The following is a 24,744-nucleotide window of genomic DNA, read 5'->3' as shown; positions in this document are numbered from 1 at the left end:
TCCGGGGCGGTACGCGTGTAGATCGGGAGTGGAGCGCGAACAGACGGGGAACGTACGATCGTTCACCATGTCCGCCAGCACAGATTCTTCGCACCGGTCCGCCCGAAACGCCTCCCGTCCGGGCCACCGCTCCAGCACGATGGGCGGCATGCCGCTCAACGACCTGCCCTGGTGGCGCTGGCGAGCCCGAATGCGCTCGGCGCTGCACATGCTGTCCGACCCCGGTTTCCAGCACGAGACCTGGCTGATCGGCCGGGAGGGCTACGGGGACGTGACCGACGCCGTCTACCGGCTGGTCGAGGACACCTGGCTGGACCACTGGTCGGCCGAGAAGTACGTCGGCACGATCTTCCGCGACTCCGCCGAGGCCGCGCTGGTGGACGTCGCGGTGCTGCGGGCCGTGCAGGTGCTGCACGAGGTCGGCGCGGACGCCCCGGCCTCCGCCTACCTCGGCCACCCCGGCTGGCCGGAGACCGTTCGGGCCGCCCGCGAGGCGCACGTCGCGCTGGCCACGGGCGACGGGGAGGACCCCGACGCGGCACCCAGGTCGCTGGACGTGCTGCGCATCCTCACCCAGGTATGACCGGCCGGACACCCTCCGTCCCGCAGTACGGGCAGCGGGGCGGCGGATGTCCGGGATGTGACACGCTGGACCATCCACCCACGTCACGACCTCAGAACGGGATACCCCCAGTGGAACAGCAGCCGGTCAGCGCCCAGTACGTCCTCACGCTGTCCTGCCCCGACAAGCAGGGCATCGTCCACGCTGTCTCCAGTTACCTGTTCATGACCGGCTGCAACATCATCGACAGCCAGCAGTTCGGGGACGGGGACAGCGGGCTCTTCTTCATGCGGGTGCACTTCTCCGCCCCCGAGCCGGTCACCGCCGACAAGCTGCGGGCCAGCTTCGCGGCGATCGGCGCCTCCTTCGGGATGGACTGGCAGATCCACCCGACCGAGCAGCGGATGCGGATCGTCCTCATGGTCAGCAAGTTCGGGCACTGCCTGAACGACCTGCTGTACCGCACCCGGATCGGCGCGCTGCCGGTGGAGATCGCCGCGGTGGTCTCCAACCACACCGACCTCCAGGACCTGACCGAGAGCTACGGCGTCCCGTTCCACCACATCCCGGTGACCAAGGACACCAAGGCCGAGGCCGAGCAGCGGCTGCTCGACCTGGTCGCCGCGGAGGACGTCGAGCTGGTCGTGCTGGCCCGCTACATGCAGGTGCTCTCCGACCGGCTCTGCACCGAGCTGTCCGGCCGCGTGATCAACATCCACCACTCCTTCCTGCCGAGCTTCAAGGGCGCCAAGCCGTACCACCAGGCCCACGCGCGCGGTGTGAAGCTGATCGGCGCCACCGCGCACTACGTCACCGCGGACCTGGACGAGGGCCCGATCATCGAGCAGGAGGTGGCCCGGGTCACCCACGACGTCAGCCCGGACCAGCTGGTCGCGCTCGGCCGGGACGTCGAGTGCCAGGCGCTGGCCCGCGCGGTGAAGTGGCACAGCGAGCACCGGGTGCTGCTGGACGGGACCCGGACGGTCGTCTTCGCCTGAGGCCGCGGGGCTTTCCGGCTTCCCGGCTTCCTGGCTTCCCGGCGTTCCGGCGTTCCGGTCTTCAGGCCTTCGTCGCTGCCGGCGGCCCTGCCGCCCGACGGTCCTACGGCCGGGAGAGCAGCGGGAGCGCGTGCAGCACCTCGCGGACCGCGGCCCGGTCGCCGTGCTCGCCGACGGGCAGCCGGTCCGGGTCGCGGTGCGCGGCGGCCAGCTGGCACAGCTCCAGGCCGTCCAGCACCATCGAGGCCACCGGTTCGGCGCCGCCGCCGTCGCCCTCGTCCAGGGTGATCAGCCACTCGCCGCCCGCCGGGCCGTCGACCACCAGCCGCACCCGCCGGGCGGTGCGGACCCCGCCCCGCGGTGCGCCCGGCGCCCCGGCGTGCTCGGGGCGGGCCGCGCGCTGCCCGGCCAGCGCGCGGGGGAGCAGCCGGACCACCAACTCCACCATCTGCCGCAGGTGCTGGGTCGACGGCGGATCGTACGGGTAGGCGACCGCCCGGGCCACGTCCTCGCCGTGCACGAAGCACTCGAAGGCGCGGTCCACGAAGGCGTCGCGCAGCGGCAGCACCGCGAAGCCGTAGTCCACCGGGGTGTTGCCCTGCGGGACCAGCGCGGCGCTGCGCACCAGGTCGTGGGTCTGCCGCCGCCAGCGGGAGCGCACCGACCGCGGCGACAGTTCTCTCTGGTCGGCGATCAGCCGCGCGGTGCGCGAGGTGATCGCGCTGTACGGACCGCCCTGCGGCGGGACGCGCGGCACGGGCGGCCCGGCGGCCGGCACCTGCGGCGGCACCCGCCGCCCGGCCGGCGCGGCGGGCAGGCCCGGAGCGGCCGGCACCGGGTCGGGCAGACCGAGGGCGAGCGCCAGGAAACCGTCCACGGCGGTCAGGTGGCCGAGCACCTCGGCCGGGCGCAGCCACACGGTGCCGCCGTGCCACGGCAGTTCGACCACCTCCTGCCACTCCTCCGGCCCGAGGTCGCACAGCAGCGCGTCGAGCTTGGCGGTCTCCGCCGTGTACGGCATGCCCCAGGCGGGGACGGGCAGGTCGGCCGGCCGTCGGGTCAGGCACCAGTCGAGCACCTGCCGGCGCAACGAGCGGGGCTGGTCCAGCGGCTCGTCGTGGGAGAGCCAGCCGGCCGCCTCGCGCAGCCGGGCCGCCTCCTCGGCGCACTCCCGGCACTCGCGCAGGTGCTGTTCCAACTCGGCGGCCTCGCGGGGCGGGCAGGCGCCGAGGGCCCAGGCGCCGAGCAGTGAGCGCAGGGCGTCGTGCTGCTCCTCGGTGCTGCTCACGTCTCCCCGCTCCTCCCGTACCCGGCGCCGTCCCGGTCTCCGTCCCCGGGATCGTTCCCGGTTCCGTCGTCCTGGCGGGCGCGTTCGTCGGCCAGTTCGGTGGCCAGCAGCTCCAGACCCAGCCGCATCCGCTGTTTGGCGGCCTGCTCGCTGATGCCGAGCAGCCGGGCCGTCTCCGGGTAGGTGCGGCCGTCGTAGTAGGTCACCGCGATGGTCTCACGCAGGGGTCCGGGCAGGGAGTCGGCCACGAACCGCATCCGCGCGGCGGTGGCCACGGCGCGGATCTCCGCCTCGGCGGGCCCGCCGTCGCCGTCCGGACCGCGTTCGGCGGCGCGCCGCGCCCGCAGCCGTGCGACCGCGCGGTGGTGGGTCAGCGCGCCCAGCCAGGAGCGCAGCGTGCCCCGGGAGGGGTCGAACTCCTCGGGGTGCTCCCAGACATGGGCGAAGACCTCCCGGGTGAGCTGGCCGGCGGCCGCCTGGTCGGCCAGTATCCGTCCGGCCAGGCCGTGCACCATCGGCGCGAGCCGGTCGTAGAGCTCGCCGAGCGCCGTCTCCTCGCCGCGGGCGAGGCGGCGCTGCAACTGCTCGTCCCAGCGCGGGTTCCGCTCCGGGGTGGCCATCGGGAACCACCCTCCTGCCCGGGTTCGCTGGCGTACCCAACGGTATCTTGCGGCCGGGCGGCGCCGGGGGCGATTCGGGCAAGAGCGGAACCGTCCGGTGCGGACCGTCGTCCTCACCGGTACGGGACCGTCCGCGCGGGCGCCCGGGGCCGGATCGGCGGATGGTGTGACGGCCGGTCGGTGGGGCGGTCCGCCGGTGCCGCTGCCGGAGAGCCGGCGGACACATGTCGCACGGGTGGTTCGCGAGTGGCGGACGGGGCGCCGGGGGCGCCGGGCGGTAGGTTCCCGACCGCGGGACCGGCAGGTCGGCCCGGGTCGGCCGAGCGCCGGTACGAGGCTCGCCAGAGTGAGCGGGACAGTATGCACTGCGCTGTCCCCCGATCGCCGGAATATGCCCGAAGCGCTTGCTGAGGTCCGCCGCCCCGCCCATCCTGAGGCGTATTCGTGTCGCGGCCGGTGCCCGGCCGACGGGACGACGCGGACGAGTCGGGCACCGGCGGACGGACCGGGCGGACGCCCGGGCAGTACGGCCCGGGTGGCGCCGGGCGACGCGCGGGGGTCCGCCGGCCGGCCGAGCCGGCCCGATCGGGACTCAGGCCGAACTGCGAGTGCGGGTGGTGGAGCGGTGCAGGTTCTTCAGGTACAGCTGGCGGTCCAGGCTGACCCCGCCGAGGTCGGCCGGGCCCGCCGGTGGGTGCGCTCGCGGCTGCTGAACCACGGGGTGGACCCGGATGCGCCGATGGCCGAGACGGTGGTGCTGGTGGTCTCGGAGCTGGTGACCAACGCCGTGGTGCACACCGGCTGTCCGGCCGTGCTGCGGCTCTGCCTGCCGGTGGTCGACGGGCCGGGAGGAGGCGACGGACCGGCAGGGGCCGGCGGTCCGGGGGCCGGCGGCCCGCCCGCCCCGCTGCTGAGGGTCGAGGTCGCCGACGCGAGCCGGGCCGCCCCGGCCCCGCGGCGCGCGGGAGCGGACGAGGACGCGACCAACGGGCGGGGCCTGGAACTGGTCGAGCTGCTCTGCGAACGCTGGGGCTGGTACCCGGAAGGCGAGGGCAAGCGGGTCTGGTGCGAGATCGGCGGCGATGCCCACCCGGCCGATCCGCTGGCCGACGTGGACTGGGTGGCTTTGGCGCAATAGCGGCTTTCGCGGCGGCTGTCGGGCGGTGCCGATCACGGCTCTGATCACCGGCCGAAAGGTGACGCAACCATTCCGAATTTCGGACTACCCATTGACGTGACGTATCCGACTGATCACGCTTGGGTGCGGCGCTCCGTCGCGAGGGGACGCCGAGGGGACGTCCGTCCACCGCCGCGGTGTTGCTGTCCAGGGAATTCGTGCCAGCGAGGGGGACCGTCGGCGGCCGGTCGAGGCCCGCTCCTTGGCGAGTGCGGAGTGTGCGGCGCGGGTTCAGGGCTCGCGCGCCGCGGTTGGATGGCGGCTTGCCGTGGTGCGCTCGGGGTGCGCACGGCCTGCCGCCATCCAATGCGACGCCGGGGGGCGACGGGTTTCGGCCACCGGCGGGTCAGGGTTTCGCGGGTTCCGGGAGCTTCGTGGGTTCCGGGGTTCCGGGGTTCCGGGTTCTGTAGGGTTCGTGGGTTCACCGGCTCTCGGTGACGGTGCGGAAGGTTCGCCGGTAGGCGCTCGGCGCGACGTCCAGCCGGCCGCGCAGCTGCAGTCGCAGTGAGGCCGCGGTGCCGAAACCGGACTCCCGGGCGACCTGGTCGATGGTCAGATCGGTCCGCTCCAGCAACTGCCGGGCCCGCTCGGTGCGCTGGGTGGTGATCCACTGCCCGGGGCTGGCGCCGGTCTCCTCGCGGAAGCGCCGGGTGAAGGTCCGCACGCTCATCCCCGCCCGGTCGGCGAGCTGCCGCAACGCCAGCGGCCCGTCCAGGTGTTCCAGTGCCCAGGCGCGCACCGCCGCGGTGCCGCCGGCGCCGGAGTCCGCCGGGCTCGGGGCCTCCACGTACTGCTTCTGGCCGCCCTCGCGCCACGGCGGCACCAGGCAGTTGCGGGCCACCGCGTTGGCCACCGCGCTGCCGTGGTCGCGGCGCACCACGTGCAGGCACAGGTCCACCCCGGCGGCGACCCCGCCGGAGGTGAGGATGTCGCCGTCGTCGGTGTAGAGCACGTCCGGGTCCAGCCGCACCCGGGGGAACAGCCGGGCGAAGCGCTCGGTGTAGCGCCAGTGGGTGGTGGCCGGGCGGCCGTCCAGCAGGCCGGCGGCGGCCAGGATGAAGGAGCCGGTGCAGATCGACATCAGCCGGGTGCCGGGCCGGATCCGGGCCAGCGCGGCGGCCAGTGCCGGGGTGAAGCAGGCGTCGGCGACGGCCGGGCTGGAGTCGGCGGAGGCCGGGATCAGCACCGTGTCGGCCCGCTCCAGCAGTTCGGGCCCGTGGTCGACCAGCACCCGGAAGTCCGCGCTGGTGGTGACCGGACCGCCGTCCAGGGTGCAGGTGGCCACCTCGTACAGCGGCTGCCCGGCCGGGTCCCTGGCGCCGCCGAAGATGCGGGCGGGGATGCCGAGTTCGAAGGCGATCACGCCCTCCAGGGCGAGTACCGCGACCAGGTGTGCCATGCCGTCCCCCTCGGGCGCCGGTGTTCGAGAGGCCGCCCTCGTGGCGGCCGCGCTGCCCGGGCCAGGGTATCGCCGACGGTGGCCCGATTCTTGCGAAAGCTGTCATTCGGGCCACTCGTCAGCTTCCGGGCACCCCGGAACACTCGTCAGGGTGACCGAACGCAGCGCCCTCGTCCCCGTCTCCCGCTCCGAACCACCCGCCCCGGCCCGGCGCCCCCGGGTGCACTACGCCTGGGTGGTGGCCGCCGTCTCCCTGCTCGTCCTGCTCGGCTCGGCCGGCTTCCGCTCCACGCCGAGCCTGATGATGGACGCCCTCCACAACGAGTTCGGCTGGTCGCTCGGGACGATCTCCGGTGCCACCTCCGTCAACCTGACCCTCTACGGCCTCACCGCGCCTTTCGCCGCCGCCCTGATGGACCGTTTCGGGGTCCGGCTGGTGGTGGTCTGCGCACTGCTGACCATCTCGGTCGGCGCCGGGCTGACCATGCTGATGCGCGAACCCTGGCAACTGGTGCTCTGCTGGGGCGTGCTGGTCGGCCTCGGCAGCGGATCGATGGCCGGCGCCTTCGCCACCACCATCACCGGCCGCTGGTTCCAGGCCCGCCAGGGCCTGGTCACCGGGGTGCTGACCGCCGCCGGCGCGGCAGGCAACCTGGTCTTCCTGCCGGTCGGCGCCTGGCTGGTCGAGCAACACGGCTGGCGCTCGGCCGTGGTCGTGGTCTCGCTCGCCGCCAGCGCCGTCGCCGTCCCGGTCCTGCTGCTGATGCGCGAGCGGCCCGCCGACCTCGGCCTGCTCCCGTACGGCGCGACCGAGGCCCCTCCCGCGCCGGTCGCCGACGGCCGCGCCCTGACCCGCTCGCTGCGGGTGCTGCGGGACGCCGCCCGCAGCCGGGCGTTCTGGCTGCTGGCCGGCTCCTTCGCGATCTGCGGCGCCACCACGGCCGGACTGGTCGGCACCCACTTCATCCCGGCCGCGCACGACCACGGCATGCCGGTCACCACCGCCGCGAGCCTGCTCGCCCTGATCGGCGTGTTCGACGTGCTCGGCACGGTCTTCAGCGGCTGGCTCACCGACCGGGTCGACTCCCGGCTGCTGCTGACCGTCTACTACGGGCTGCGCGGACTGTCCCTGCTCCTGCTGCCGCAGCTGCTGGCCGGCTCGCTCCAGCCGCCGATCCTGGCCTTCGTGATCTTCTACGGCCTGGACTGGGTGGCCACCGTGCCGCCGACCGTCGCACTGTGCCGCCGGAACTTCGGCGAGGACGCCCCGATCGTCTTCGGCTGGGTGCTCGCCGCCCACCAGATCGGCGCGGCCGTCGTCGCCGGGCTGGCCGGACTGGCCCGTGACGCGCTCGGCAACTACGACCTCACCTGGTACGGCGCCGGGGCGCTGTGCGTGGTCGCGGTCGGGCTCTGCCTGGCGCTGCGCACCGGCCGCGACGACCGCGACGGCGAGGCGGTGCCGGCGCTTCCGTGACGGTCCGGGCGGCCGGTCAGGCGGGTGGTGCGGTCAGGGCGGGCGGTCGGGCGGGTGGTGCGAACGGGCGGGTGGTGGGACGGGTCGTGCGGGCCCGCCCGGGAGGACTGTCATACCGGAGGTCTAGGCTCCGGCCCATGGCCCTCACCTTCACCCTGGACCCGAAGCTCGACCCGGACCTGCGGGCGGACATCGTCCGGCTCTGGACCGATGTCACCAACGCCGGCGGGGCAGTCGGCTTCGTGGCTCCGGTCAGCGAGGAGGAGGTCTGGAACACCGCCGACCACCAGTTCGCCGGGGTCGAGCCGGACGGCCCGGACCGACTGCTGGCCGCACACGAGAGCGGGACCGGCCGACTGGTCGGCGTGCTGTTCTTCGAGTCGATGCGGTTCGACCTCATGGAACACTGGCGGATGCTCAAGCGGGTCATGGTGCACCCGGACTTCCAGGGCCACGGCTACGGCGCGCAGCTCCTCGCCGAGGCCGAGCGGGTGGCCCGGGAGTGGGGCCTGGAGTCGCTGCGGCTCACCGCGCGCGGCGGGCTGGGGCTGGAGCGGTTCTACGCCCGCAGCGGCTACCGCGAGGTCGGCCGGGTGCCGGCGGCGATCAGGGTCGCCCCCGGGGACGACCGCGACGACATCACCATGTGGCTCGACCTTCGCTGACTTCCGCCCCCACCCCGCGCCTTCCGGCTCCGGCCCCGCGCGTTCCGCCTCCGGGCGCGAGGTGAGGCAAGGCGAGGCAAGGCGAGGCGCGAGGCCGGACGGGGCGGCGCCGACCGGACGGGTGCCCCGTGCCCCGCGCCGCCCGTCAGGCATGCTTGACTGGAGGACCCGCCCTCGCCCGCGCCCCGAAGAAGGAAGTGTCCAGTGACCAGCAACGGCCCGGAGAAGTCGCACGCCACGCTCCGCTACACCTCCATGCGGGTCAGCATCTTCCTCGGCTGCCTGCTGGTGGCCCTGCTGCTCGGACACTTCCAGGTCATCCCGGTGAGCGGCGAAGCCGGCATGATCTTCCTGTTCCTGCTGGCCGCGATCGCCTCCGCGCCGCTCAGCTACGCGCTGCTGAGCAAGCAGCGCGACGCGATGTCCGCCCAGGTCGGCGGCAAGGTCGCCGGGCTGCGCAGCCGCACCGCCGAGCGGATCGCCGCGCAGAACGCGGAGGAGGACGCCGCCGACGACGCCGCCCGCGCGGCCACCGCCCGCCAGAGCTGACCCCCGGCCCCGCCCCGAGCACAGCCGCCGTGCCCGCCATCCGAGACTCCGCGCCGTCCGAGCCGCCTGCCGAGCCGTCGCTGGAGCTGTCGCTTGAGCCGACGTCCGAGCCGTCGCGTGAGCCGACGTCCGAACCGCCGTCCGGGTCGGCTTCGGGATCGTCGTCCGGGCCGCCGCCCGCCGAGGAGGCGCGCGGCACCTGGCCGGCCCCCGTCCGCCGGCCCACCGGGCGGGACGTGGCCCGGCTCGCCGGGGTCTCCCAGGCCACCGTCTCCCTGGTCTTCTCCGGCGGCGAGGCGGGCCGACGGGTCTCCGAGGCCACCCGGCAGCGGGTCCGGGAGGCCGCCGACAGCCTCGGCTACCGCCCGCAGGCGGCCGGTCGGCAGCTGCGGCTGGGCCGCAGCGGGATGATCCTGCTGGCCGTGCCGAACCTCCAGGGCCCGTTCTTCGGCCGGGTGCTGGAGGGCGTCCACGAAGAGGCCGGCCGCAACGGCCTTTCCGTCGTGGTCAGTTCAGGCTGGGGCCGCGACACCCTCGCCGGGGCCGCCATCGCCGGCCGCTTCGACGGCCTGCTGATCTGCTCCCCGGACGACAGTCAGCTCGGCGAGCTGCCCGCCGACACCCCCGCCGTCTTCCTGGACGCCGACCCCGGCACCGACCGGGCGCGGCCGACCGTCGAGCTCGACGTGGCCGGCGGGATGCGTGCCGCGGTCGAGCACCTGGCGGCGCTCGGCCACCGCCGGATCGGCCGGCTGCGCTCCAGCCACGCCGCGTACACCTTCCGGGTCCGGCAGGCCGCCTTCGAGCGTGCCGTCCGCGAACTCGACCTGGACGTCGTGGAGTTGGGCGTGAGTCTGAACGACGGCCACCGGGCCGCGCGGGCTGTGGCGGGCCGGCTGCTGGAGCGGCCGGACCGGCCGCGCGCGGTGATCTGCGACGACGACGTGGTCGCCTCCGGGGTCTACCAGGCCGCCGCCGAGCGGGGGTTGCGGGTGCCGGAGGACCTGTCCGTGGTCGGCATGGACAACGTCGCGGTGGCCGCGCTGCTCGCCCCGCCGCTGACCACCGTCGACCTGCCGGGCGAGGAGCTGGGCCGGGCGGGTGCGGCGGCGCTGGCGGCGCTGCTGCGCGGGGAGCGGGTGGCGCCGGTCGCGCCGCTGGCGACCTCACTGGTGCTGCGCTCCTCCACGGCCCCGGTGAGCTGATCGCCCTTCGTCACGCAGGGTGGTGCCGACTCCGACTCCGACGGGTTCTCCGACGGCTACGGCCTCGCCGGCGAACTCGGCTTCGCCGACGGGTACCCCGAGCGGTACTCCGACGGGTACGCCGTCGAACACCCCGACGGGCACCCCGAGCGACGCTCCGTCGAACGGTCCGTCGAACGGCCCGTCTTCGGTCGAGCCCCCGAGCCTGGGTGAACCCGGCGCACCCTCGCAGGACCCGCAGCGGCCCGGCCCGGCCCGGGCCAGGGCGGCAGCGAGCTGCCCCACACCGGTGGGCCCGGCCTGCTGCCGGCCGTACTCGCCGCCGTCGCCCTGGGCGTCGGCGCGCTGTTCACCGTGATCGCTCGGCGCCGTCGGGGCCGGCACAGCTGATCACCCGTAGGGAGGAAAAAAAGACCGCGCCCACCGGCCAGACCACCGGTGGGCGCGGTCGTTCGTGGGGGTGGGTCAGCCCACCGGGACGGGCCGTGCGGCCGGGGCGGCCGGGGCCGGGTGGAACCAGCGCCGGGCGCCGAACAGCAGCAGTCCGCCGAGCGCGATCCCGCCCACCGCGCAGAGCGCCACCGAGCGCAGCGAGCCCTCGGCGAGCTTGCCGGAGACGGCGTAGCCGAGCGAGTTGCCGGTGGCGAACAGGGTCACCAGCCAGGCGAAGGCCTCGGTGACGGTGCCGGTCGGCGCCAGTTCGGCGACCAGGACGAACGCCGCCGCCAGCAGCGGGGCGAGCATGATCCCGGAGAGGAAGGCCAGCGCGGCCATCGGGTACGGCCCGGGCAGGGTGACCAGCGGCAGGTAGGTGGCGGCCATCACGAGGGCCATCACCCAGGTGCGGGTGGCGGTGCTCTGTCGCCATCTGACCGCGCCGTAGGCGAGCGCGCCGATCAGGCCGCTGAGCGCCGCGAGTGCCAGCAGGGCGCCGCCGCCGCCAGGCAGCGCGCCGGGGTGCTGCTCGGCGTAGGCGATGAACAGCACGTTCTGGGCGCCGACCGCCCAGCCGGCGCCGCCCAGTCCGACGAGCAGCAGCACCAGGCCGGGGGAGCGCAGCGGTCCGAGCAGTCCGGCGGACTTCTCCCGGACCGGGGCGCGCCAGGTCCGGGCCGGGCCGGTGGTGGCCACGATCAGTGCGCCGGCCAGGCCGAGTCCGGCGGCCACCCAGAGCGCGGCGACCGGGCTGAACAGTCCGGAGATGGCGGCGACGGCCAGCGGTCCGGCGACGTAGAGGGTCTGCTGGGAGGCGGAGTCGAAGGCGTACGCGGTGTCCAGCTGCTCCTCCTCGACCACGTCCGGCCAGAGCGAGCGCAGGCAGGGTTCCAGCGGGGGCATGGCGAGCCCGGCGATCGCGGCGCCGACGGGCGCGCCGATCGCCGAGCCGGGGTCGAGGGCGAGCAGTGCGTACCCGCCGCCGGCGACCACGGCGGAGGCGAGCAGGACGCGTGGCTGTCCGGTGCGGTCCACGATCCGTCCGAGCACCGGCCCGCCGATGGCGGCGGCGATCGCGTAGGCGGAGGTGGCCAGTCCGACCCGGCCGTACGGCACTCCGGCGTCGCGCAGGGCGAGGGCGATCACCAGGGCGGTCATGCCGGCGGGCAGGCGGCCGAGCAGGGTGCCGAGCAGGAGGCGGGTGACGTGCGGGGCTCGGAGCAGGGCGAGGTAGCCCATCGGCGTCTTCTCCGGGGTGGGCAGGCGTGGGCGAGGACGCCGCCGAGGTTATACGTATAACCGTCGAGCGGTCAATCGGACCCATATGGTGATCTGATGGTGCGTCAGCTTCGTTCGTGTCCGGAGTCATGCCCCGTGATGAGTCCGGGGAGGATGGAAACTCTGCGTAACCTCAAACAAGTCCTTTGAACATCTCAAACCTTTACTGCTAACGTATCGGCCATGACAGCCTCAGACGCACTGCGGATGCACGGCCCGGGCCCGCTGCCCGGCGCCGCTCGCCCGTGTGCTCTGGCCGGTGCTGTGGACAGCCCGCGCCGTTGTCGCGCCATGAGCTGTATCGCGGCGGCACGCCCCTAGCCGGGGGCCCGACCTCTCCCGTCCGGCCCCGCGCCGTGCCGCCTCCTCCGCTCCACACCTCACCGTCAGCAACGCCCTCCCCCGGAGAAGCTCCCCCATGTCCACAGCGCCCGAGGCGACCTCGTCGCCGTCCGTGCTCACCCGCATCCGCAAGACGCCCTTCTGGGTGCAGATCGTCGCCGGCCTCGTGCTCGGCGTCGGCCTCGGCTACCTGGCCCGTGCCGCCGACATCTCCTGGCTGGCCACCACCCTGGAGACGATCGGCAAGATCTTCGTCCAGCTGCTCAAGGTCGCCGTGCCGCCGCTGGTGTTCACCGCGATCGTGGTGAGCGTCGCCAACCTGCGGAACGTGACCAACGCGGCCCGCCTGGCCACCCGCACGCTGCTCTGGTTCATGATCACCTCGCTGATCTCGGTCGGCATCGGCATCGGCCTGGGCCTGCTGACCAACCCGGGCGAGGGCACCAACCTGAAGACCGAGGGCCTCAAGGCGCTCGACTCCAAGGGCACCTGGATCGACTTCCTGACCGGGATCTTCCCGACCAACATCGTCGACTCGTTCGCCAAGGTGAACGTGCTCCAGATCGTCTTCCTGGCGGTCGTGGTCGGCGCGGCGGTCATCAAGCTCGGCGCCAAGGCCGAGCCGGTCCTCAAGCTCAGCGAGTCCGTGCTGGAGCTGACCCAGACCGCCCTGTGGTGGGTCATCCGGCTCTCCCCGCTCGGCACCCTCGGCCTGATCGGCAAGTCCGTCGCCAAGTACGGCTGGGACCTGCTCAAGCCCTTCGCCACGCTGGCCCTGGACATCTACCTCGGCTGCGCGCTGGTGCTGTTCGTCGTCTACTCGCTGGTGCTGCGCTTCGCCGCCGGGCTCAACCCGGTGCACTTCTTCAAGGGCGCCTGGCCCGCGATCCAGCTGGCCTTCGTCTCCCGCTCCTCGGTCGGCACCCTGCCGGTGACCCGCCGCGTCACCGAGCGCCTCGGCGTCCCGAGCGAGTACGCGTCCTTCTCCGTGCCGTTCGGCGCCACCACCAAGATGGACGGCTGCGCCTCGATCTACCCGGCCGTCGCCGCGATCTTCGTCGCCCAGGTCTTCAACATCGAGCTGGGCATCAAGGACTACATCCTGATCGCCTTCGTCTCGGTGGTCGGCTCGGCCGCCACCGCGGGCCTCACCGGCGCGATCATCATGCTGACGCTGACCCTGTCCACCCTGGGCCTGCCGCTGGAGGGCGTCGGCCTGCTGCTCGCCATCGACCCGATCCTGGACATGATGCGCACCGCGACCAACGTCGCCGGCCAGGTCGTCGTGCCGATCGTGGTCGCGGCCCGGGAGCGGATCCTGGACGTCGCCGCGTACAACAACCCGTCCGGGGACCTGTACGAGGAGGACGCCAAGCCGGCCGCCGCCGTCGCGGCGCAGGGCGGGGCGACTCCGGCCACGGTCTGAGCGCCGTCCGAGGCCTGAGGCCCTCCGGGGCCTGAGGCCGTTCGGATGTCCGGTCGGACGTTTGAGGGGACGTTCGACCGACAAGAGGGAAAGGGCCCTCTCCCGGTGACGGGAGAGGGCCCTTTCCGCATTCCTTCGATCCGTGTCCGAACTTCGCGTTCGAACCGCGACTCGAAAAGGCAGGGGGCCCGCCGGACGGGCGGGCCCCCTTGGGTACTGCTCTTGTGCTCACGGTGACGGCTGTCGGGAGCCGCCGACGGACCCGTGCGGGTCCCGAGCGATCAGATCATCAGAGGATGGTCAGACAGCGCTGACGTTCTCCGCCTGCGGGCCCTTGGGGCCCTGGGTGACGTCGAAGGTGACCTGCTGGTTCTCCTCCAGCGAGCGGAAGCCGTTCGCGTTGATGGCGGAGTAGTGAACGAAGACGTCGGGGCCGCCGCCCTCCTGGGCGATGAAGCCGAAGCCCTTCTCAGCGTTGAACCACTTGACGGTTCCCTGAGCCATGCCGTTCTCCTTGCGATGCGTGTCGGGGGCCACACCGTGTGACACCCGGTCCGCTGCGCTGATCGCCCTGCCTCCGGACGAGTCCGAAATTTTTCGATATTGCTGAAAAACTACAAAAAGCCTGCGGTTACATGCTCCGCAGGCTTCAAGTACTGCAAGGGGAATCAAACTGCAACTGAGGGCAACGCTAGCATGCGGCCGCTGTGACGACCAGAGGTCATTTGCGGTGTGGAAGGCGCGTGTCGTAAGGGCGGGAGCGGGCGTGGAAAGACCCGTCCGGGGCGCGTGAACGAGCGTGTCCGGACGGCCGGTGCGAGCCGCCGTGAACAGCAGGCATACGCTGCGGGGGAAGCACGAACAGCAAGGGAGCGGCGCAGTGGCAGCACCGGAAGCACCAACACCGGACGCGCGGACGCGGGAGCCCCAGGACCACGGTCCGGACAGGCCGACGGACACCCCGGTCAGGCCGCGGGTCGGCCACATCCAGTTCCTGAACTGCGTTCCCCTCTACTGGGGGCTCGCCAGGACCGGCAACCTGCTCGACCTGGACCTCACCAAGGACACCCCGGAGAAGCTGAGCGACCAGCTCGTCGACGGGGCGCTGGACATCGGTCCGATCACCTGCGTGGAGTACCTGCGCAACGCGGACGACCTGCTGGTCCTGCCGGACATCGCGGTCGGCAGCGACGGCCCGGTGATGTCCTGCCTGATCGTGAGCAAGGTGCCGCTCGCCGACCTCGACGGCCGCCGGGTCGCCCTCGGCTCCACCAGCCGCACCTCCGTCCGGCTCGCCCGGCTGCTCCTGGAGGAGCGCGAGGGCGTGCGCCCGGACTACTTCAGCTGCCCGCCGGACCTCAGCGCGATGCTCGCCGAGGCGGACGCCGCCGTCCTGATCGGCGACCCGGCGCTGCGCGCCTACCTCGGTCAGGCCGCCGACCTCGGGCTGACCGTCCACGACCTCGGCGAGATGTGGAAGGAGTGGACCGGCCTGCCGTTCGTCTTCGCGGTCTGGGCGGTGCGCCGCGAGTTCGCCGAGCGCGCCCCGGAGCTGACCGCCGCGGTGCACCGGGCCTTCCTGGAGTCCCGTGACCTGTCGCTGGTGGAGGCCGCCAAGGTCGCCGAGCAGGCCGCCCGCTGGGAGGCCTTCGGGGCGGACGTGCTGGAGCGGTACTTCAGCGAGGCACTCGACTTCTCGCTCGGCGAGCGGCAGCTGGACGGCGTCGCGGAGTTCGCCCGGCGGGTCGCGCACGACAGCGGGTTCGCTCCGGACGTGGCGGTGCGGCTGCTGGAGCCGGTGGCGCTGCCGGTGGGGCAGTAGGACCCGGGGCCCTGGCCCGGCCGGATCCACCGCTCGACGGGGTGGGCCGGCCGGGCTCGGCGCGGCAGGGCCGGCGAGGCGGGTCCGGCGCGGTGGGGGCCGGCGAGGCGGGTCCGGCGCGGTGGGGTCCAGCGCGGTCCGGCCGCAGTTCAGCGGGCTGGAGCGGGCGCCGGAATGTGCTGGCGTAGGCTGGTTCGGCCGTACCCCAGTAGCACTTGAGAGAGAGAAGGCCGCCAGGTGACCGAGCTCGCAGCGACCACCCTCGATGCGTCCAGCACCGACCTGAAGGCCGTGCTCGACCGGGCCGCCGCCGGTGGCCGGATCACCCCGGAGGAGGCGCTGGAGCTCTACCGCTCGGCGCCGCTGCACGCGCTCGGCTCCGCCGCCGACGCGGTGCGCCGCCGCCGCTACGCGGGTACCGAGCACATCGCGACGTACATCATCGAGCGCAACATCAACTACACCAACGTCTGCGTGACGGCGTGCAAGTTCTGCGCCTTCTACGTGCCGCCGAAGAGCGACAAGGGCTGGTCCCGCGAGCTCGACGAGATCCTGCGCCGCTGCGCGGAGACGGTCGAGCTGGGCGGCACCCAGATCATGTTCCAGGGCGGCCACCACCCGGACTACGGCGTGGAGTACTACGAGCGCGCGTTCTCGGCGATCAAGGCCGACTTCCCGCAGCTGGTGATCCACTCGCTGGGCGCCTCCGAGGTCGAGCACATGTCCCGGATCTCGGGCGTCTCCGTCGAGGAGGCCATCACCCGGATCCACAAGGCGGGCCTGGACTCCTTCGCGGGCGCCGGCGCCGAGCTGCTGCCGGAGCGGCCGCGCAAGGCGATCGCCCCGCTGAAGGAATCGGGCGAGCGCTGGCTGGAGATCATGGAGATCGCCCACGGCCTCGGCGTCGAGTCCACCTCCACCATGCTGATGGGCACCGGCGAGACCAACGCCGAGCGGATCGAGCACCTGCGGATGATCCGTGACGTCCAGGACCGCACCGGCGGCTTCCGGGCCTTCATCCCGTACACCTACCAGCCGCAGAACAACCACCTGAAGGGCTCGACCCAGGCCACCGTCTTCGAGTACCTGCGGATGATCGCGATCGCCCGCCTGTTCCTCGACAACGTCGCCCACATCCAGGGCTCCTGGCTCACCACCGGCAAGGAGGCGGGCCAGCTGTCGCTGCACTACGGCGCGGACGACCTCGGCTCCGTGATGCTGGAGGAGAACGTCGTCTCGGCGGCGGGCGCCAAGCACCGCTCCAACCTCACCGAGCTGATCCACCTGATCCGGGCCGCCGACCGCGTCCCGGCACAGCGCTCGACCACGTACGAGCACCTGCGGGTGCTGGACGACCCGGCCAACGACCCGGTCGACGCGCGGGTGGCCTCGCACATCTCCTCCACGGCGATCGAGGGCGGCACCGCGCACCCGGAGCTGAAGATCCTGGACAACTGAGTCCTGTGCTGACACTGCACCGGGCGGCGTTCGTGCTGCCCGACCCGGCCGGTCCCACCGCCCCGTCCATCGCGGACGGGGCGGTGCTGGTGCGCGGCGAGTCGGTCGAGGCCGTCGGGCCGTACGGGGAGCTGGCGGCCGCGCACCCGGGTGCGCGGGTGCGGGACTGGGGCGCGGCCGTGCTCGCCCCGGGACTGCGCAATCCGTACGGGCACTGGCTGCTGGAACGGGCGTACCACCCGGACCCCCGGGAGGAGGTCGGTGTCGAGCCGGTGGCGGACGGGCTGGCCGGGTCCACGGACGAGACGCGGTGCGGGGCCAGTGCGCGGCGGGGGCTGCAACGGATGCTCGGGTACGGGGTGACGGCGGTGGCCGGGCCCTTCGAGCGGGCCTCGGTGCGGACGGCGGTGGCGCGCTCGGGGGTCGTGGGGCTGCCGGGGGTCGTGGGTGCCGCAGGTGCCGCGGGTGTGTCGGGGGCTTCCGGCGAGCTCGGCTGCGCGGGCCCTGCGGGGCCCGTGGGGCCGCTGGACCCGTTGGCCGTCCTGCCGTTCAGGGAGGCCGTGTACGGGCGGGTGGCGGCCGGTGGTCGGGCGGACTTCGCGGTGTTCGCGGTGTTCGCGGTTCTCGCGACCGAGGGCGTGGGCGACGGGAGCGTCGGGGGAGGGGGCGCGGTACCGGCGCCGGGCGGGTGCCTGGCCACTGTGCTGGGTGGGCGGTTGGTGTACCGGCGGCGTTGAGACCGCTGTCACGGCGCGTGCGGCGTACTCGCCAGTAGCCGGACTCCCGTGTGGCGTACGGGACTTCCTTCGTGTGCGGTCGAACTCCTGGGCCGGTTCCGGAGGGTGATTGCGCCTTCGTCGTGACCTGAGGGCCCGCCAGCGGATACGATCCCGGACAGCTCACTCCGTACCCTCACCACACCACCGCCCGTGCCCCGCGGGCGGCGGGGCCGCGTCCCCGGCCCCGACGGCAAGCCAGGACAGGAACCATGCGAACCGCGACCGTTCCCCCGCCGCGCACCCCGCGGATGGGCCGTGGTTGGTACCTCGCCGCCGTGCTCAGCGCCGTGCTGGCCGTCGGCATGTGCCTGCTGGGTTGGCGCCAGGCCGACCAGGCCGACCGGATCGCGGCGCACCCGGTGAGAACCGAGGGCGTCGTCACCCAGCTCCCGACCGGCGGCGGCACCTACAGTGCCGTCAGCTACCGGGCCGGGGGCCAGCCGCGCACCGCGGCCGCGCTGCCGCTCTCGGACCGCGTCAAGGTCGGCGACACGGTCTGCCTGGAGCACGCCGCCGACGACCCGAGCGCGGTGCGGATCTGCGGCGACACCTACCCGCAGCCGGTCGGCGTGGGCCTGGCCAGGTTCAGCGTGCCGGTGGCCGTCGTGCTCTTCGTGATCTGCGTGCTGCGCATCCGGCGGCACCACAAGGCCCTCGCGGTCCGCGGCGGGCAGGGGAAGCTGGCCGCGAACCTCGCCCTGGCGACGGGGGCACTGGCGGACGGGATGCCCGCGATAACGCACGGCAAGCGGTCCCGCCGGAAGCGCCGGGCGGGCGGACGGCGCGCGCAGCACTGACGGGCTCGCCCGACGGCGGCCGACGGGTGCCACCGGGGCCGCGCCACGGGGGTGCGGCTGGTGGGCGTGGCCCGGGTGCGGTCAGGTCGGCGTGCCCCGTTGGCCGGGGCGTCCGGGCGAGGGTGAACAATGGGGGCGTGACCCGAGCCTCTCTGGACAAGCAGCCGCACGAAGTCGCCGCCATGTTCGACGACGTCGCGGCCAAGTACGACCGCACCAACGACGTGCTCTCCCTCGGCCAGGCCCGCGCCTGGCGCCGGGCGGTGGCCGAGGCGGTGGCCGCCGGGCCGGGGGACCTCGTGCTCGACCTCGGGGCCGGCACCGGCACCTCCTCGCTGCCCTTCGCCGAGGCCGGGGCGACGGTCGTCCCGTGCGACTTCTCCGTCGGCATGCTCACCGAGGGCAAGCGCCGGCACCCCGAGCTGGCGCTCACCGCCGGCGACGCCACCAGGCTGCCGTTCGCGGACGACTCCTTCGACTCGGTGACGATCTCCTTCGCGCTGCGCAACGTCCAGGACACCGACGCGGCGCTGAGCGAGCTGCTGCGGGTCACCAAGCCCGGCGGCAAGCTGGTGATCTGCGAGTTCTCCACCCCGACCTGGACGCCGTTCCGGACGGTCTACACCGAGTACCTGATGCGCGCGCTGCCGCCGGTGGCCACCGCCGTCAGCAGCAACCCGGAGGCGTACGTCTACCTCGCCGAGTCCATCCGGGCCTGGCCGGACCAGCCGGGGCTGGCCGCCAAGCTCCAGGAGAACGGCTGGTCGAAGGTCGCCTGGCGGAACCTGACCGGCGGGATCGTCTCGCTGCACCGGGCGTACAAGGTCGCGTAGCCGTTCTGCGCCGGCGCGGGCTCCGAGGGGCCGGCGCCGGTGCCGGTGCCGGGGGTGCGAGGTCGGGGGTCCTGGCCGGGGTGCATGGCGGGGTGCGTGGTCGGGGGCGGGTGCCCATCCGGTGAAGTGGGCGGAACTAGACTGCCGGAGACGAATCCGCCCCCCGCCGCAGTTCCAGGAGTGTGTCCAGGTGTCCGAGACCGCAGCCGATCTGACGAAGCCGGACAGCCCCGTGGAGAGCACGGCCGACGTCATCGTGGTCGGCGCGGGCCCGGCCGGCTCCACCACCGCGTACTACCTGGCCCAGGCCGGGCTGGACGTGCTGCTGCTGGAGAAGACCGCCTTCCCGCGCGAGAAGGTGTGCGGCGACGGCCTGACCCCGCGCGCCACCAAGCAGCTGGTGGACATGGGTATCGACGTCTCCACCGAGAGCGGCTGGCTGCACAACAAGGGCCTGCGCATCATCGGCGGCGGCGTCCGGCTGGAGCTGGACTGGCCGGAGCTGTCCTCCTTCCCCGACTACGGCCTGGTGCGCAAGCGCGCCGACTTCGACGAGCTGCTGGCCCGTCAGGCCGAGAAGGCGGGCGCCCGGCTCTACGAGCGCTGCAACGTCAGCGGGCCGGTCCTGGACGAGCGCACCGGCCGGATCGTCGGCGTCACCGCGAAGCTCGGCGAGGAGAAGCGGCCGGTCACCTTCCGGGCCCCGCTGGTGGTCGCCGCCGACGGCAACTCCACCCGGCTCTCGCTCGCCATGGGCCTGCACCGGCGCGAGGACCGTCCGATGGGCGTCGCCTACCGCACGTACTTCACCTCGCCGCGCCACGACGACGACTACCTGGAGTCCTGGCTGGAGCTGTGGGACACCCGCGAGGGCCAGCGCAAGCTGCTGCCCGGGTACGGCTGGGTCTTCGGCATGGGCGACGGCACCTCCAACGTCGGCCTCGGCATCCTCAACTCCTCGCCGGCGTTCGGCGAGCTGGACTGGCGCGAGGTGCTCAAGGCCTGGTGCGCCAGCATGCCGGAGGAGTGGGGCTACACCCCCGAGAACATGACCGAGCCGATCCGGGGCGCCGCGCTGCCGATGGCCTTCAACCGGCAGCCGCACTACACCCGCGGCCTGCTGCTCGTCGGCGACGCGGGTGGCATGGTCAACCCGTTCAACGGCGAGGGCATCGCCTACGCGATGGAATCCGGCCAGATCGCGGCCGGTGTCATCGTGCAGGCCCTCGCCCGGGTCACCGACGCCGGCCGTGAGCGCGCCCTCCAGGCCTACCCGCGCACCCTCAAGGACGTGTACGGCGGCTACTACACCCTGGGCCGCGCCTTCGTGAAGCTCATCGGCAACCCCAAGGTGATGCAGCTCGCCACCCAGCGCGGCCTCACCCACCCGATGCTGATGCGCTTCACCCTGAAGCTGCTCGCCAACCTCACCGACCCGCAGGGCGGCGACGCGATGGACCGCGTGATCAACGGCCTCGCGAAGGTCGCGCCGAACGCCTAGTAGTCCGACTTCGGCCCCGCTGTCTCCGGCCCCGCTGGCCCCGCCCCTGCGTTCTCCGGCCCCGCGTTCTCCGGCCCCGCCGTCTCCTGCTGCCGCCCCTCGGGGGCGTGGCGGGAGGCGGCGGAGCGCTGTTCGACGTAGGCGAGGCGCTCGGCGAAGACCCGGGCCGCGTCCGGGGTGAGGGTCCGCAAGGCGACGAGGGCGGAGAAGACGACGTCGCAGAGTTCGTGCTGGACGTCCTCCCAGGTGTGGGTGACGCCCTTGCGCGGGTTCTGGCCGGTGGCGCCGATCACCGCCGCGCCGACCTCGCCGATCTCCTCGGAGAGCTTGAGGATGCGCAGCAGACGCTCCTCCTGGGGCGATTGGGTGCCCTGCTCGTCCAGCCATGCGACCAGGTGGTCGACGCTCTCCCAGATCCGGCTGTCCATGCGGTGCTGCTCCTGCTCCCGTGTGGTGTCGTTGGTGTTGCCACCGTACGGGAGCGCTGGTGGTGGGGTCGGCGGGTGGTCGGCGGGGGTCGGCGTGGTCGGCGGGCGGTCGGTGCCGGCGGGCGGTGGCGGGCCGGGGCTGTCCGGCCCGCCGGGTCAGCGGGCGCTGATCTTCACGTTGCGGATGTTCACCGGGAGGGTGGGGAAGCCGTCACCCGGGTTGTTCTGGTCGTCCTCGCCTCCGGCGGCGATCTTCTGGAGGACGTCCAGACCGGCGGTGATCCGGCCGAACGGGGTGTAGGCGGGGGAGAGCTTGGTGTCCTTCCAGACGAAGAAGAACTGGCTGCCGTTGGTGTTCGGGCCGGCGTTGGCCATGGCCACCGTGCCGGCCGGATAGGTGGCGCCGGTCAGGTTCTCGTCCGGGAACGAGTAACCGGGCCCGCCGCTGCCGGTACCGGTCGGGTCGCCGCACTGGAGGACGTAGATCCGCTGGGTGGTGAGGCGGTGGCAGTGGCTGCGGTCGAAGTAGTCGTGCTCGGCGAGGAAGCGGAATGAGAAGGTGGTGCACGGCGCCTTGTCGGTCAGTGCCTCGAAGGTGATCTGGCCCTGGCTGGTCCGCAGGGTCGCACTGTAGGGCTTCGCCGCCTTCTTGGCGTTGAAGACCGGGATGCCCTTGAAGTTGTCCGCCGGAACGGCCGGTGTGTAGGTGCAGCCGGCGGCGGGAGCGGCGGTCGCGGGGGTGTCCGCGACGGCGGTGCCGGTGCTCGCCACGAGCGGGAGGACGGTGGCGGCAGCGACCAGCGCCCAGTGCGTGCGCTTCACGTGACGGGCCTTCCGGGGGGTGGTGGACGGCGGGGTTGTCATGGAGGAATCATCCACGGCCGGTTGGGGATGCGGTAGGGGGTGGGGCGGCCGTGGTTCCTTGGGGCGGTGGTGTCGTGATGATTTGTCAGTTCTGCTCCGGGGAGGTCGAGGTGGGTGTGAAGAGTCCGGCTCGGGCGGCCAGGGTGGCGGCGTCGGCGGCCCGTTCGGCGGTGTGGGCGTCCAGCGGCTCGCCGGAGACGAACAGTCGGTAGTAGAGGGGCGCGGTGGCGGCCCGGACCACCTCGGCACCGTCCGTCCCGGCGGGCAGCTCACCCCGGGATACGGCCCGTTCGGCCACCTGGGCGGCCTGGTGGTGGCGGGCCGCGAAGAAGGAGCGTAGGGCGGCCGCTCCGGTGTCCGAGCGCTGGGCGGCGGAGATCAGCGCGGTCGGCGTCGGGCCGAGCGCCGGGTCGGTGAAGGCGGTGAGCACCTCCCGGGTGATCCGGCGGAGGTCCTGCTGGAGGTCTCCGGTGTCGGGCACCGGCCAGGGCCGGTCGGCGGAGGCCGTCAGGGCGTCGGCGACCAGGCCGTCCACCCCGCCCCACCGTCGGTAGAGCGTCGCCTTGTGGACGCCGGAGCGGGCGGCGACCGCTTCGACGGTGAGGCCGTCGTATCCGCGCTCGGTGACCTCGGCGAGCGTGGCGGCGACCACCTCCGCCCGGACTCGGGCGCTGCGGCCTCCGGGGCGAGAGGCGGGGGTGTGAGGCTCCGGCGAGGGGCGGGGGTCTCCGGTCAAAGTCGGCTCCGGTCGCATGAAGGCTTGCTGCGGGATGGCGGTCATGCCGCGCTCATCGTAATGCGACATTAGTTGCATTATGAGGGGACTCCGTGTGACCGAGTCCGTGTGACCGCCACCGTCATCCCCGACCCCACCGCCCTCCACCCGCTCGCCGGCCACGACCGGGGCGTGACCCTGTGGCCTGCTCACCGGCGCCATCGCAGGGTGCGGCGGGCGTAGTCGAGGGTGACGGCGCCGAGCAGCGGACCCCAGGCGACCAGGGGGAGGTAGGCGAGCGTCATCACCACGGCGGCGAAGCCTCGTGGAGAATCCGGCTGGGCCAGGTTGTGGGCCCAGCGACCGAACAGCCCCTCCATGCCCAGCACCGTGAGCATCACCGAGCCCAGCAGGGCCGGGACGACCGCGGCCAGTGGCCGGACCCGACGGCCGCCTATCAGCGGGATCCACCGCGGTGCCACCAGCCCCCATGGCCGGACCAGGCCCAGGGTGAGAAAGGCCAGCAGCTCCGTCAGGACGCTCAGCACCACGCAGTAGACGGTGCCCCAGCCCGGCTGGTGAGCGCCGAACGCCGCGGCCGTCGAGCCGGTGAAGCCGACCGGGACGCCGAACCCGAAGGCGATCCGCCACAACCCGGAGGGAAGCGTCGTCCAGAGTGTGGCCTTGGCGGCGAGCCGGGCCCAGCGCGGGGCGGGCGGGACGTCCGGCACGGGGCCCCCGGCCGCATCGGACCGGTGGGCGGTGCCGTGGGCGTTGATCACGAACTCCGACATGGTGGTGGACTCCCTTCGGCTCCGGCCTCCGCGGCCGGTGCGATGACTCAAGAGTGAGCGCCCGCCACGGGGTTGCGGCAGATGCCGATCGGGCTGTTCCTCCTGCTCAACCAGCCTTTGAAATGTGCCGATCGGCACAGGTGTGCCGCCTGGGCCGCGTCGTAATGTGACGGCAGTCGGAGAGCCGAGGAGAGGTGGTGACGATGACTCAGATCCTGTCGGGGGTCGTCCTGGTCCTGGCGCTGCCGGCCTGGGCGGCGCGGGGGCGGTACGGGGCGGCGGCCGTGACGATGGCGCTCGGGGCGGCGTCGGCCGTGGTCACGATCACCGTCTGGCTCCTCGGCCGCTGGGCGGAGGGGGAGCGCTGGGCCGGGCTGCTGGGCTTCGCCGAACTGGCCGTGCTGCTGCTGTCGACGGTCCTCGGCCTGCGTGCCGAGGACGGCCCGTGGTGTGCGGCGGCCGTCTGGACGGCATCCGGAGCGGTGGCCCTCTGGCCGTCCCGGTTCGAGGTCATCGGCGGGCCCGCGGACACGCTCACGCTCTTCGGGTTCGGATCGATGCTCTCCCTGCCGGCCGTCCTGATCGGGCGCTACCTGCGGAGCCTGGACGAGGCACGGAACAAGGCGGTGGCCGAGGCCAGGCGGGCACAGCGGCTCGAACTCGCCCACGACCTGCACGACTTCGTGGCGCACGATGTCAGCGGCATGGTCGCCCAGGCCCAGGCGGGGGCCTACTTGGCGGGGATCGACCCGGCCCGGGCGGCCGAGATGTTCCAGCGAATAGAGCAGGCCGGGCAGCGGGCGCTGGCCTCGCTGGACCGGACGGTGCAGCTGCTGCGCGGCGAGGAAGGCGGTGGGCGCGCCGCGCATCCCGGACTCGCCGAACTCGCCGAGGTGGCGGAGCGGTTCACCGCGACGGGCGGTGCCGAGGTCCGGCTGGAGCTGCCGGAGGGGCCGGTGCCGCGCGAGGTGGAGGGCACCGTCCACCGGATCGTGGTCGAGTCCCTGACCAACATCCGGCGCCACGCTCCGGCCGCGCGGGTGGTCGAGGTCCGGGCCGGCAGATGCGGCGGCCGACTGGAGCTGACCGTGACCAACGACGGTCGGGCCCCCGGCCAGACAGGGCGGCCACGCCGGGGCGGCGGCAGCGGACTGCCGGGGCTGGCGGCCAGGGTGGAGGCGCTGGGCGGTTCGCTGGAAGCCGGCCCGTACGAGCGGGAGGCATGGCGGGTGGCGGCGGTGCTGCCGCTGGAGGAAGCCGGCACGGGGCCGGCGCACGCGTAGGAACCGATGCGGCCCCAGGAACCGACGCGAGTCGGGAACGGGGCACGGG

General features: G+C 73.4%; 24 protein-coding genes. 15 read left to right on the top strand and 9 right to left on the bottom strand.

All coding sequences use genetic code 11. From position 1 onward, the window contains the following. Positions 1-67 precede the first annotated feature (67 nt). Together ACFRAR_RS15115 and purU are read left to right on the top strand one after the other, a co-directional pair. The gene (locus ACFRAR_RS15115) at positions 68-583 is read left to right on the top strand and encodes a hypothetical protein (RefSeq protein WP_380698491.1); all 516 of its coding nucleotides are present in this window, start codon (positions 68-70) and stop codon (positions 581-583) included. A gap of 110 nt (positions 584-693) precedes the next feature. Beyond that, a complete protein-coding gene (gene purU, locus ACFRAR_RS15110) occupies positions 694-1,560 on the top strand; it encodes a formyltetrahydrofolate deformylase (protein ID WP_380698490.1) in 867 nt (288 codons plus the stop codon). Between the two features lie 103 nt (positions 1,561-1,663). On the opposite strand, the gene ACFRAR_RS15105 is transcribed toward purU, so the two are convergent. Both ACFRAR_RS15105 and ACFRAR_RS15100 read right to left on the bottom strand, forming a co-directional pair. Next, the gene (locus tag ACFRAR_RS15105; protein ID WP_380698489.1) at positions 1,664-2,848 is read right to left on the bottom strand and encodes a zf-HC2 domain-containing protein; all 1,185 of its coding nucleotides are present in this window, start codon (positions 2,846-2,848) and stop codon (positions 1,664-1,666) included. After that, positions 2,845-3,468: an RNA polymerase sigma factor gene (locus ACFRAR_RS15100; protein ID WP_380698488.1), complete on the bottom strand. Its 624-nt coding sequence runs from the start codon at positions 3,466-3,468 to the stop codon at positions 2,845-2,847. Before ACFRAR_RS15100 ends, ACFRAR_RS15105 begins: the two co-directional genes overlap by 4 nt. Before the next feature lie 625 nt (positions 3,469-4,093). Here ACFRAR_RS15100 and ACFRAR_RS15095 point away from each other — a divergent pair. Next, positions 4,094-4,606: an ATP-binding protein gene (locus ACFRAR_RS15095; protein ID WP_380698487.1), complete on the top strand. Its 513-nt coding sequence runs from the start codon at positions 4,094-4,096 to the stop codon at positions 4,604-4,606. Positions 4,607-5,066: 460 nt separating this feature from the next. Here ACFRAR_RS15095 and ACFRAR_RS15090 read toward each other — a convergent pair whose 3' ends face one another. After that, on the bottom strand, positions 5,067-6,044 hold the full coding sequence (locus ACFRAR_RS15090; RefSeq protein WP_380698486.1) for a GlxA family transcriptional regulator: 978 nt from the start codon (positions 6,042-6,044) through the stop codon (positions 5,067-5,069). A 151-nt stretch (positions 6,045-6,195) separates the two neighbouring features. On the opposite strand from ACFRAR_RS15090, the gene ACFRAR_RS15085 reads away from it, so the two are divergent. The 4 genes from ACFRAR_RS15085 to ACFRAR_RS15070 all read left to right on the top strand — a co-directional run bounded on the left by ACFRAR_RS15085 (position 6,196) and on the right by ACFRAR_RS15070 (position 9,940). Next, positions 6,196-7,521 (top strand): MFS transporter, encoded by a 1,326-nt coding sequence (locus ACFRAR_RS15085; protein WP_380698485.1) that lies wholly within the window; start codon positions 6,196-6,198, stop codon positions 7,519-7,521. Between the two features lie 137 nt (positions 7,522-7,658). Beyond that, positions 7,659-8,186 carry a GNAT family N-acetyltransferase gene (locus ACFRAR_RS15080; protein WP_380698484.1) on the top strand — a complete coding sequence of 176 codons (528 nt, stop codon included), beginning with the start codon at positions 7,659-7,661 and terminating at the stop codon, positions 8,184-8,186. A 204-nt stretch (positions 8,187-8,390) separates the two neighbouring features. Next, a complete protein-coding gene (locus ACFRAR_RS15075) occupies positions 8,391-8,735 on the top strand; it encodes a DUF4229 domain-containing protein (RefSeq protein ID WP_380698483.1) in 345 nt (114 codons plus the stop codon). A 29-nt stretch (positions 8,736-8,764) separates the two neighbouring features. Then, positions 8,765-9,940 (top strand): LacI family DNA-binding transcriptional regulator, encoded by a 1,176-nt coding sequence (locus ACFRAR_RS15070; protein ID WP_380698482.1) that lies wholly within the window; start codon positions 8,765-8,767, stop codon positions 9,938-9,940. Positions 9,941-10,405: 465 nt separating this feature from the next. Here ACFRAR_RS15070 and ACFRAR_RS15065 read toward each other — a convergent pair whose 3' ends face one another. Beyond that, positions 10,406-11,614, bottom strand: a complete 1,209-nt coding sequence (locus tag ACFRAR_RS15065) for an MFS transporter (protein ID WP_380698481.1) — start codon at positions 11,612-11,614, stop codon at positions 10,406-10,408. A 457-nt stretch (positions 11,615-12,071) separates the two neighbouring features. On the opposite strand from ACFRAR_RS15065, the gene ACFRAR_RS15060 reads away from it, so the two are divergent. After that, positions 12,072-13,421: a dicarboxylate/amino acid:cation symporter gene (locus tag ACFRAR_RS15060; protein WP_380698480.1), complete on the top strand. Its 1,350-nt coding sequence runs from the start codon at positions 12,072-12,074 to the stop codon at positions 13,419-13,421. A 300-nt stretch (positions 13,422-13,721) separates the two neighbouring features. Here the strand turns inward: ACFRAR_RS15060 and ACFRAR_RS15055 are convergent, their stop codons facing one another. Further along, complete coding sequence (locus ACFRAR_RS15055; RefSeq protein ID WP_316526772.1) at positions 13,722-13,925, bottom strand: cold-shock protein; 204 nt, start codon at positions 13,923-13,925, stop codon at positions 13,722-13,724. 481 nt (positions 13,926-14,406) lie between these two features. Here ACFRAR_RS15055 and ACFRAR_RS15050 point away from each other — a divergent pair, with 481 nt between their 5' ends. The 6 genes from ACFRAR_RS15050 (at position 14,407) to ACFRAR_RS15025 (ending at position 20,611) form a co-directional block, all read left to right on the top strand. After that, positions 14,407-15,243 (top strand): menaquinone biosynthetic enzyme MqnA/MqnD family protein, encoded by an 837-nt coding sequence (locus ACFRAR_RS15050; RefSeq protein ID WP_380698504.1) that lies wholly within the window; start codon positions 14,407-14,409, stop codon positions 15,241-15,243. Between the two features lie 237 nt (positions 15,244-15,480). Beyond that, the gene (mqnC, locus tag ACFRAR_RS15045; protein ID WP_380698479.1) at positions 15,481-16,701 is read left to right on the top strand and encodes a cyclic dehypoxanthinyl futalosine synthase; all 1,221 of its coding nucleotides are present in this window, start codon (positions 15,481-15,483) and stop codon (positions 16,699-16,701) included. Positions 16,702-16,706: 5 nt separating this feature from the next. After that, positions 16,707-17,438 (top strand): hypothetical protein, encoded by a 732-nt coding sequence (locus ACFRAR_RS15040; RefSeq protein ID WP_380698478.1) that lies wholly within the window; start codon positions 16,707-16,709, stop codon positions 17,436-17,438. A 251-nt stretch (positions 17,439-17,689) separates the two neighbouring features. Further along, complete coding sequence (locus ACFRAR_RS15035; RefSeq protein ID WP_380698477.1) at positions 17,690-18,277, top strand: hypothetical protein; 588 nt, start codon at positions 17,690-17,692, stop codon at positions 18,275-18,277. 137 nt (positions 18,278-18,414) lie between these two features. After that, positions 18,415-19,110: a demethylmenaquinone methyltransferase gene (locus ACFRAR_RS15030; RefSeq protein WP_380698476.1), complete on the top strand. Its 696-nt coding sequence runs from the start codon at positions 18,415-18,417 to the stop codon at positions 19,108-19,110. Positions 19,111-19,300: 190 nt separating this feature from the next. Next, on the top strand, positions 19,301-20,611 hold the full coding sequence (locus tag ACFRAR_RS15025; RefSeq protein ID WP_380698475.1) for a geranylgeranyl reductase family protein: 1,311 nt from the start codon (positions 19,301-19,303) through the stop codon (positions 20,609-20,611). On the opposite strand, the gene ACFRAR_RS15020 is transcribed toward ACFRAR_RS15025, so the two are convergent. The 4 genes from ACFRAR_RS15020 to ACFRAR_RS15005 form a co-directional block, all read right to left on the bottom strand. Further along, positions 20,608-21,039 carry a MazG-like family protein gene (locus ACFRAR_RS15020; protein ID WP_380698474.1) on the bottom strand — a complete coding sequence of 144 codons (432 nt, stop codon included), beginning with the start codon at positions 21,037-21,039 and terminating at the stop codon, positions 20,608-20,610. The two genes, ACFRAR_RS15025 and ACFRAR_RS15020, sit on opposite strands and share 4 nt — an antisense overlap. Positions 21,040-21,195: 156 nt before the next feature. Then, on the bottom strand, positions 21,196-21,903 hold the full coding sequence (locus ACFRAR_RS15015; protein ID WP_380698473.1) for a peptidylprolyl isomerase: 708 nt from the start codon (positions 21,901-21,903) through the stop codon (positions 21,196-21,198). Positions 21,904-21,988: 85 nt separating this feature from the next. Further along, entirely contained in the window at positions 21,989-22,708 is a 720-nt protein-coding gene (locus ACFRAR_RS15010) for a TetR/AcrR family transcriptional regulator (RefSeq protein WP_380698472.1), read from the bottom strand. A 119-nt stretch (positions 22,709-22,827) separates the two neighbouring features. Beyond that, positions 22,828-23,412: a hypothetical protein gene (locus ACFRAR_RS15005; RefSeq protein ID WP_380698471.1), complete on the bottom strand. Its 585-nt coding sequence runs from the start codon at positions 23,410-23,412 to the stop codon at positions 22,828-22,830. Between the two features lie 203 nt (positions 23,413-23,615). On the opposite strand from ACFRAR_RS15005, the gene ACFRAR_RS15000 reads away from it, so the two are divergent. Continuing rightward, entirely contained in the window at positions 23,616-24,695 is a 1,080-nt protein-coding gene (locus tag ACFRAR_RS15000) for a sensor histidine kinase (RefSeq protein ID WP_380698470.1), read from the top strand. The last annotated feature ends 49 nt before the right edge of the window (positions 24,696-24,744 follow it).

This window comes from Kitasatospora sp. NPDC056651, assembly GCF_042792155.1.
Taxonomy (GTDB): Bacteria; Actinomycetota; Actinomycetes; order Streptomycetales; family Streptomycetaceae; genus Kitasatospora.
The sequence above is the reverse complement of the archived record's forward strand: the minus strand, read 5'-3'. Positions and strand labels throughout refer to the sequence as shown.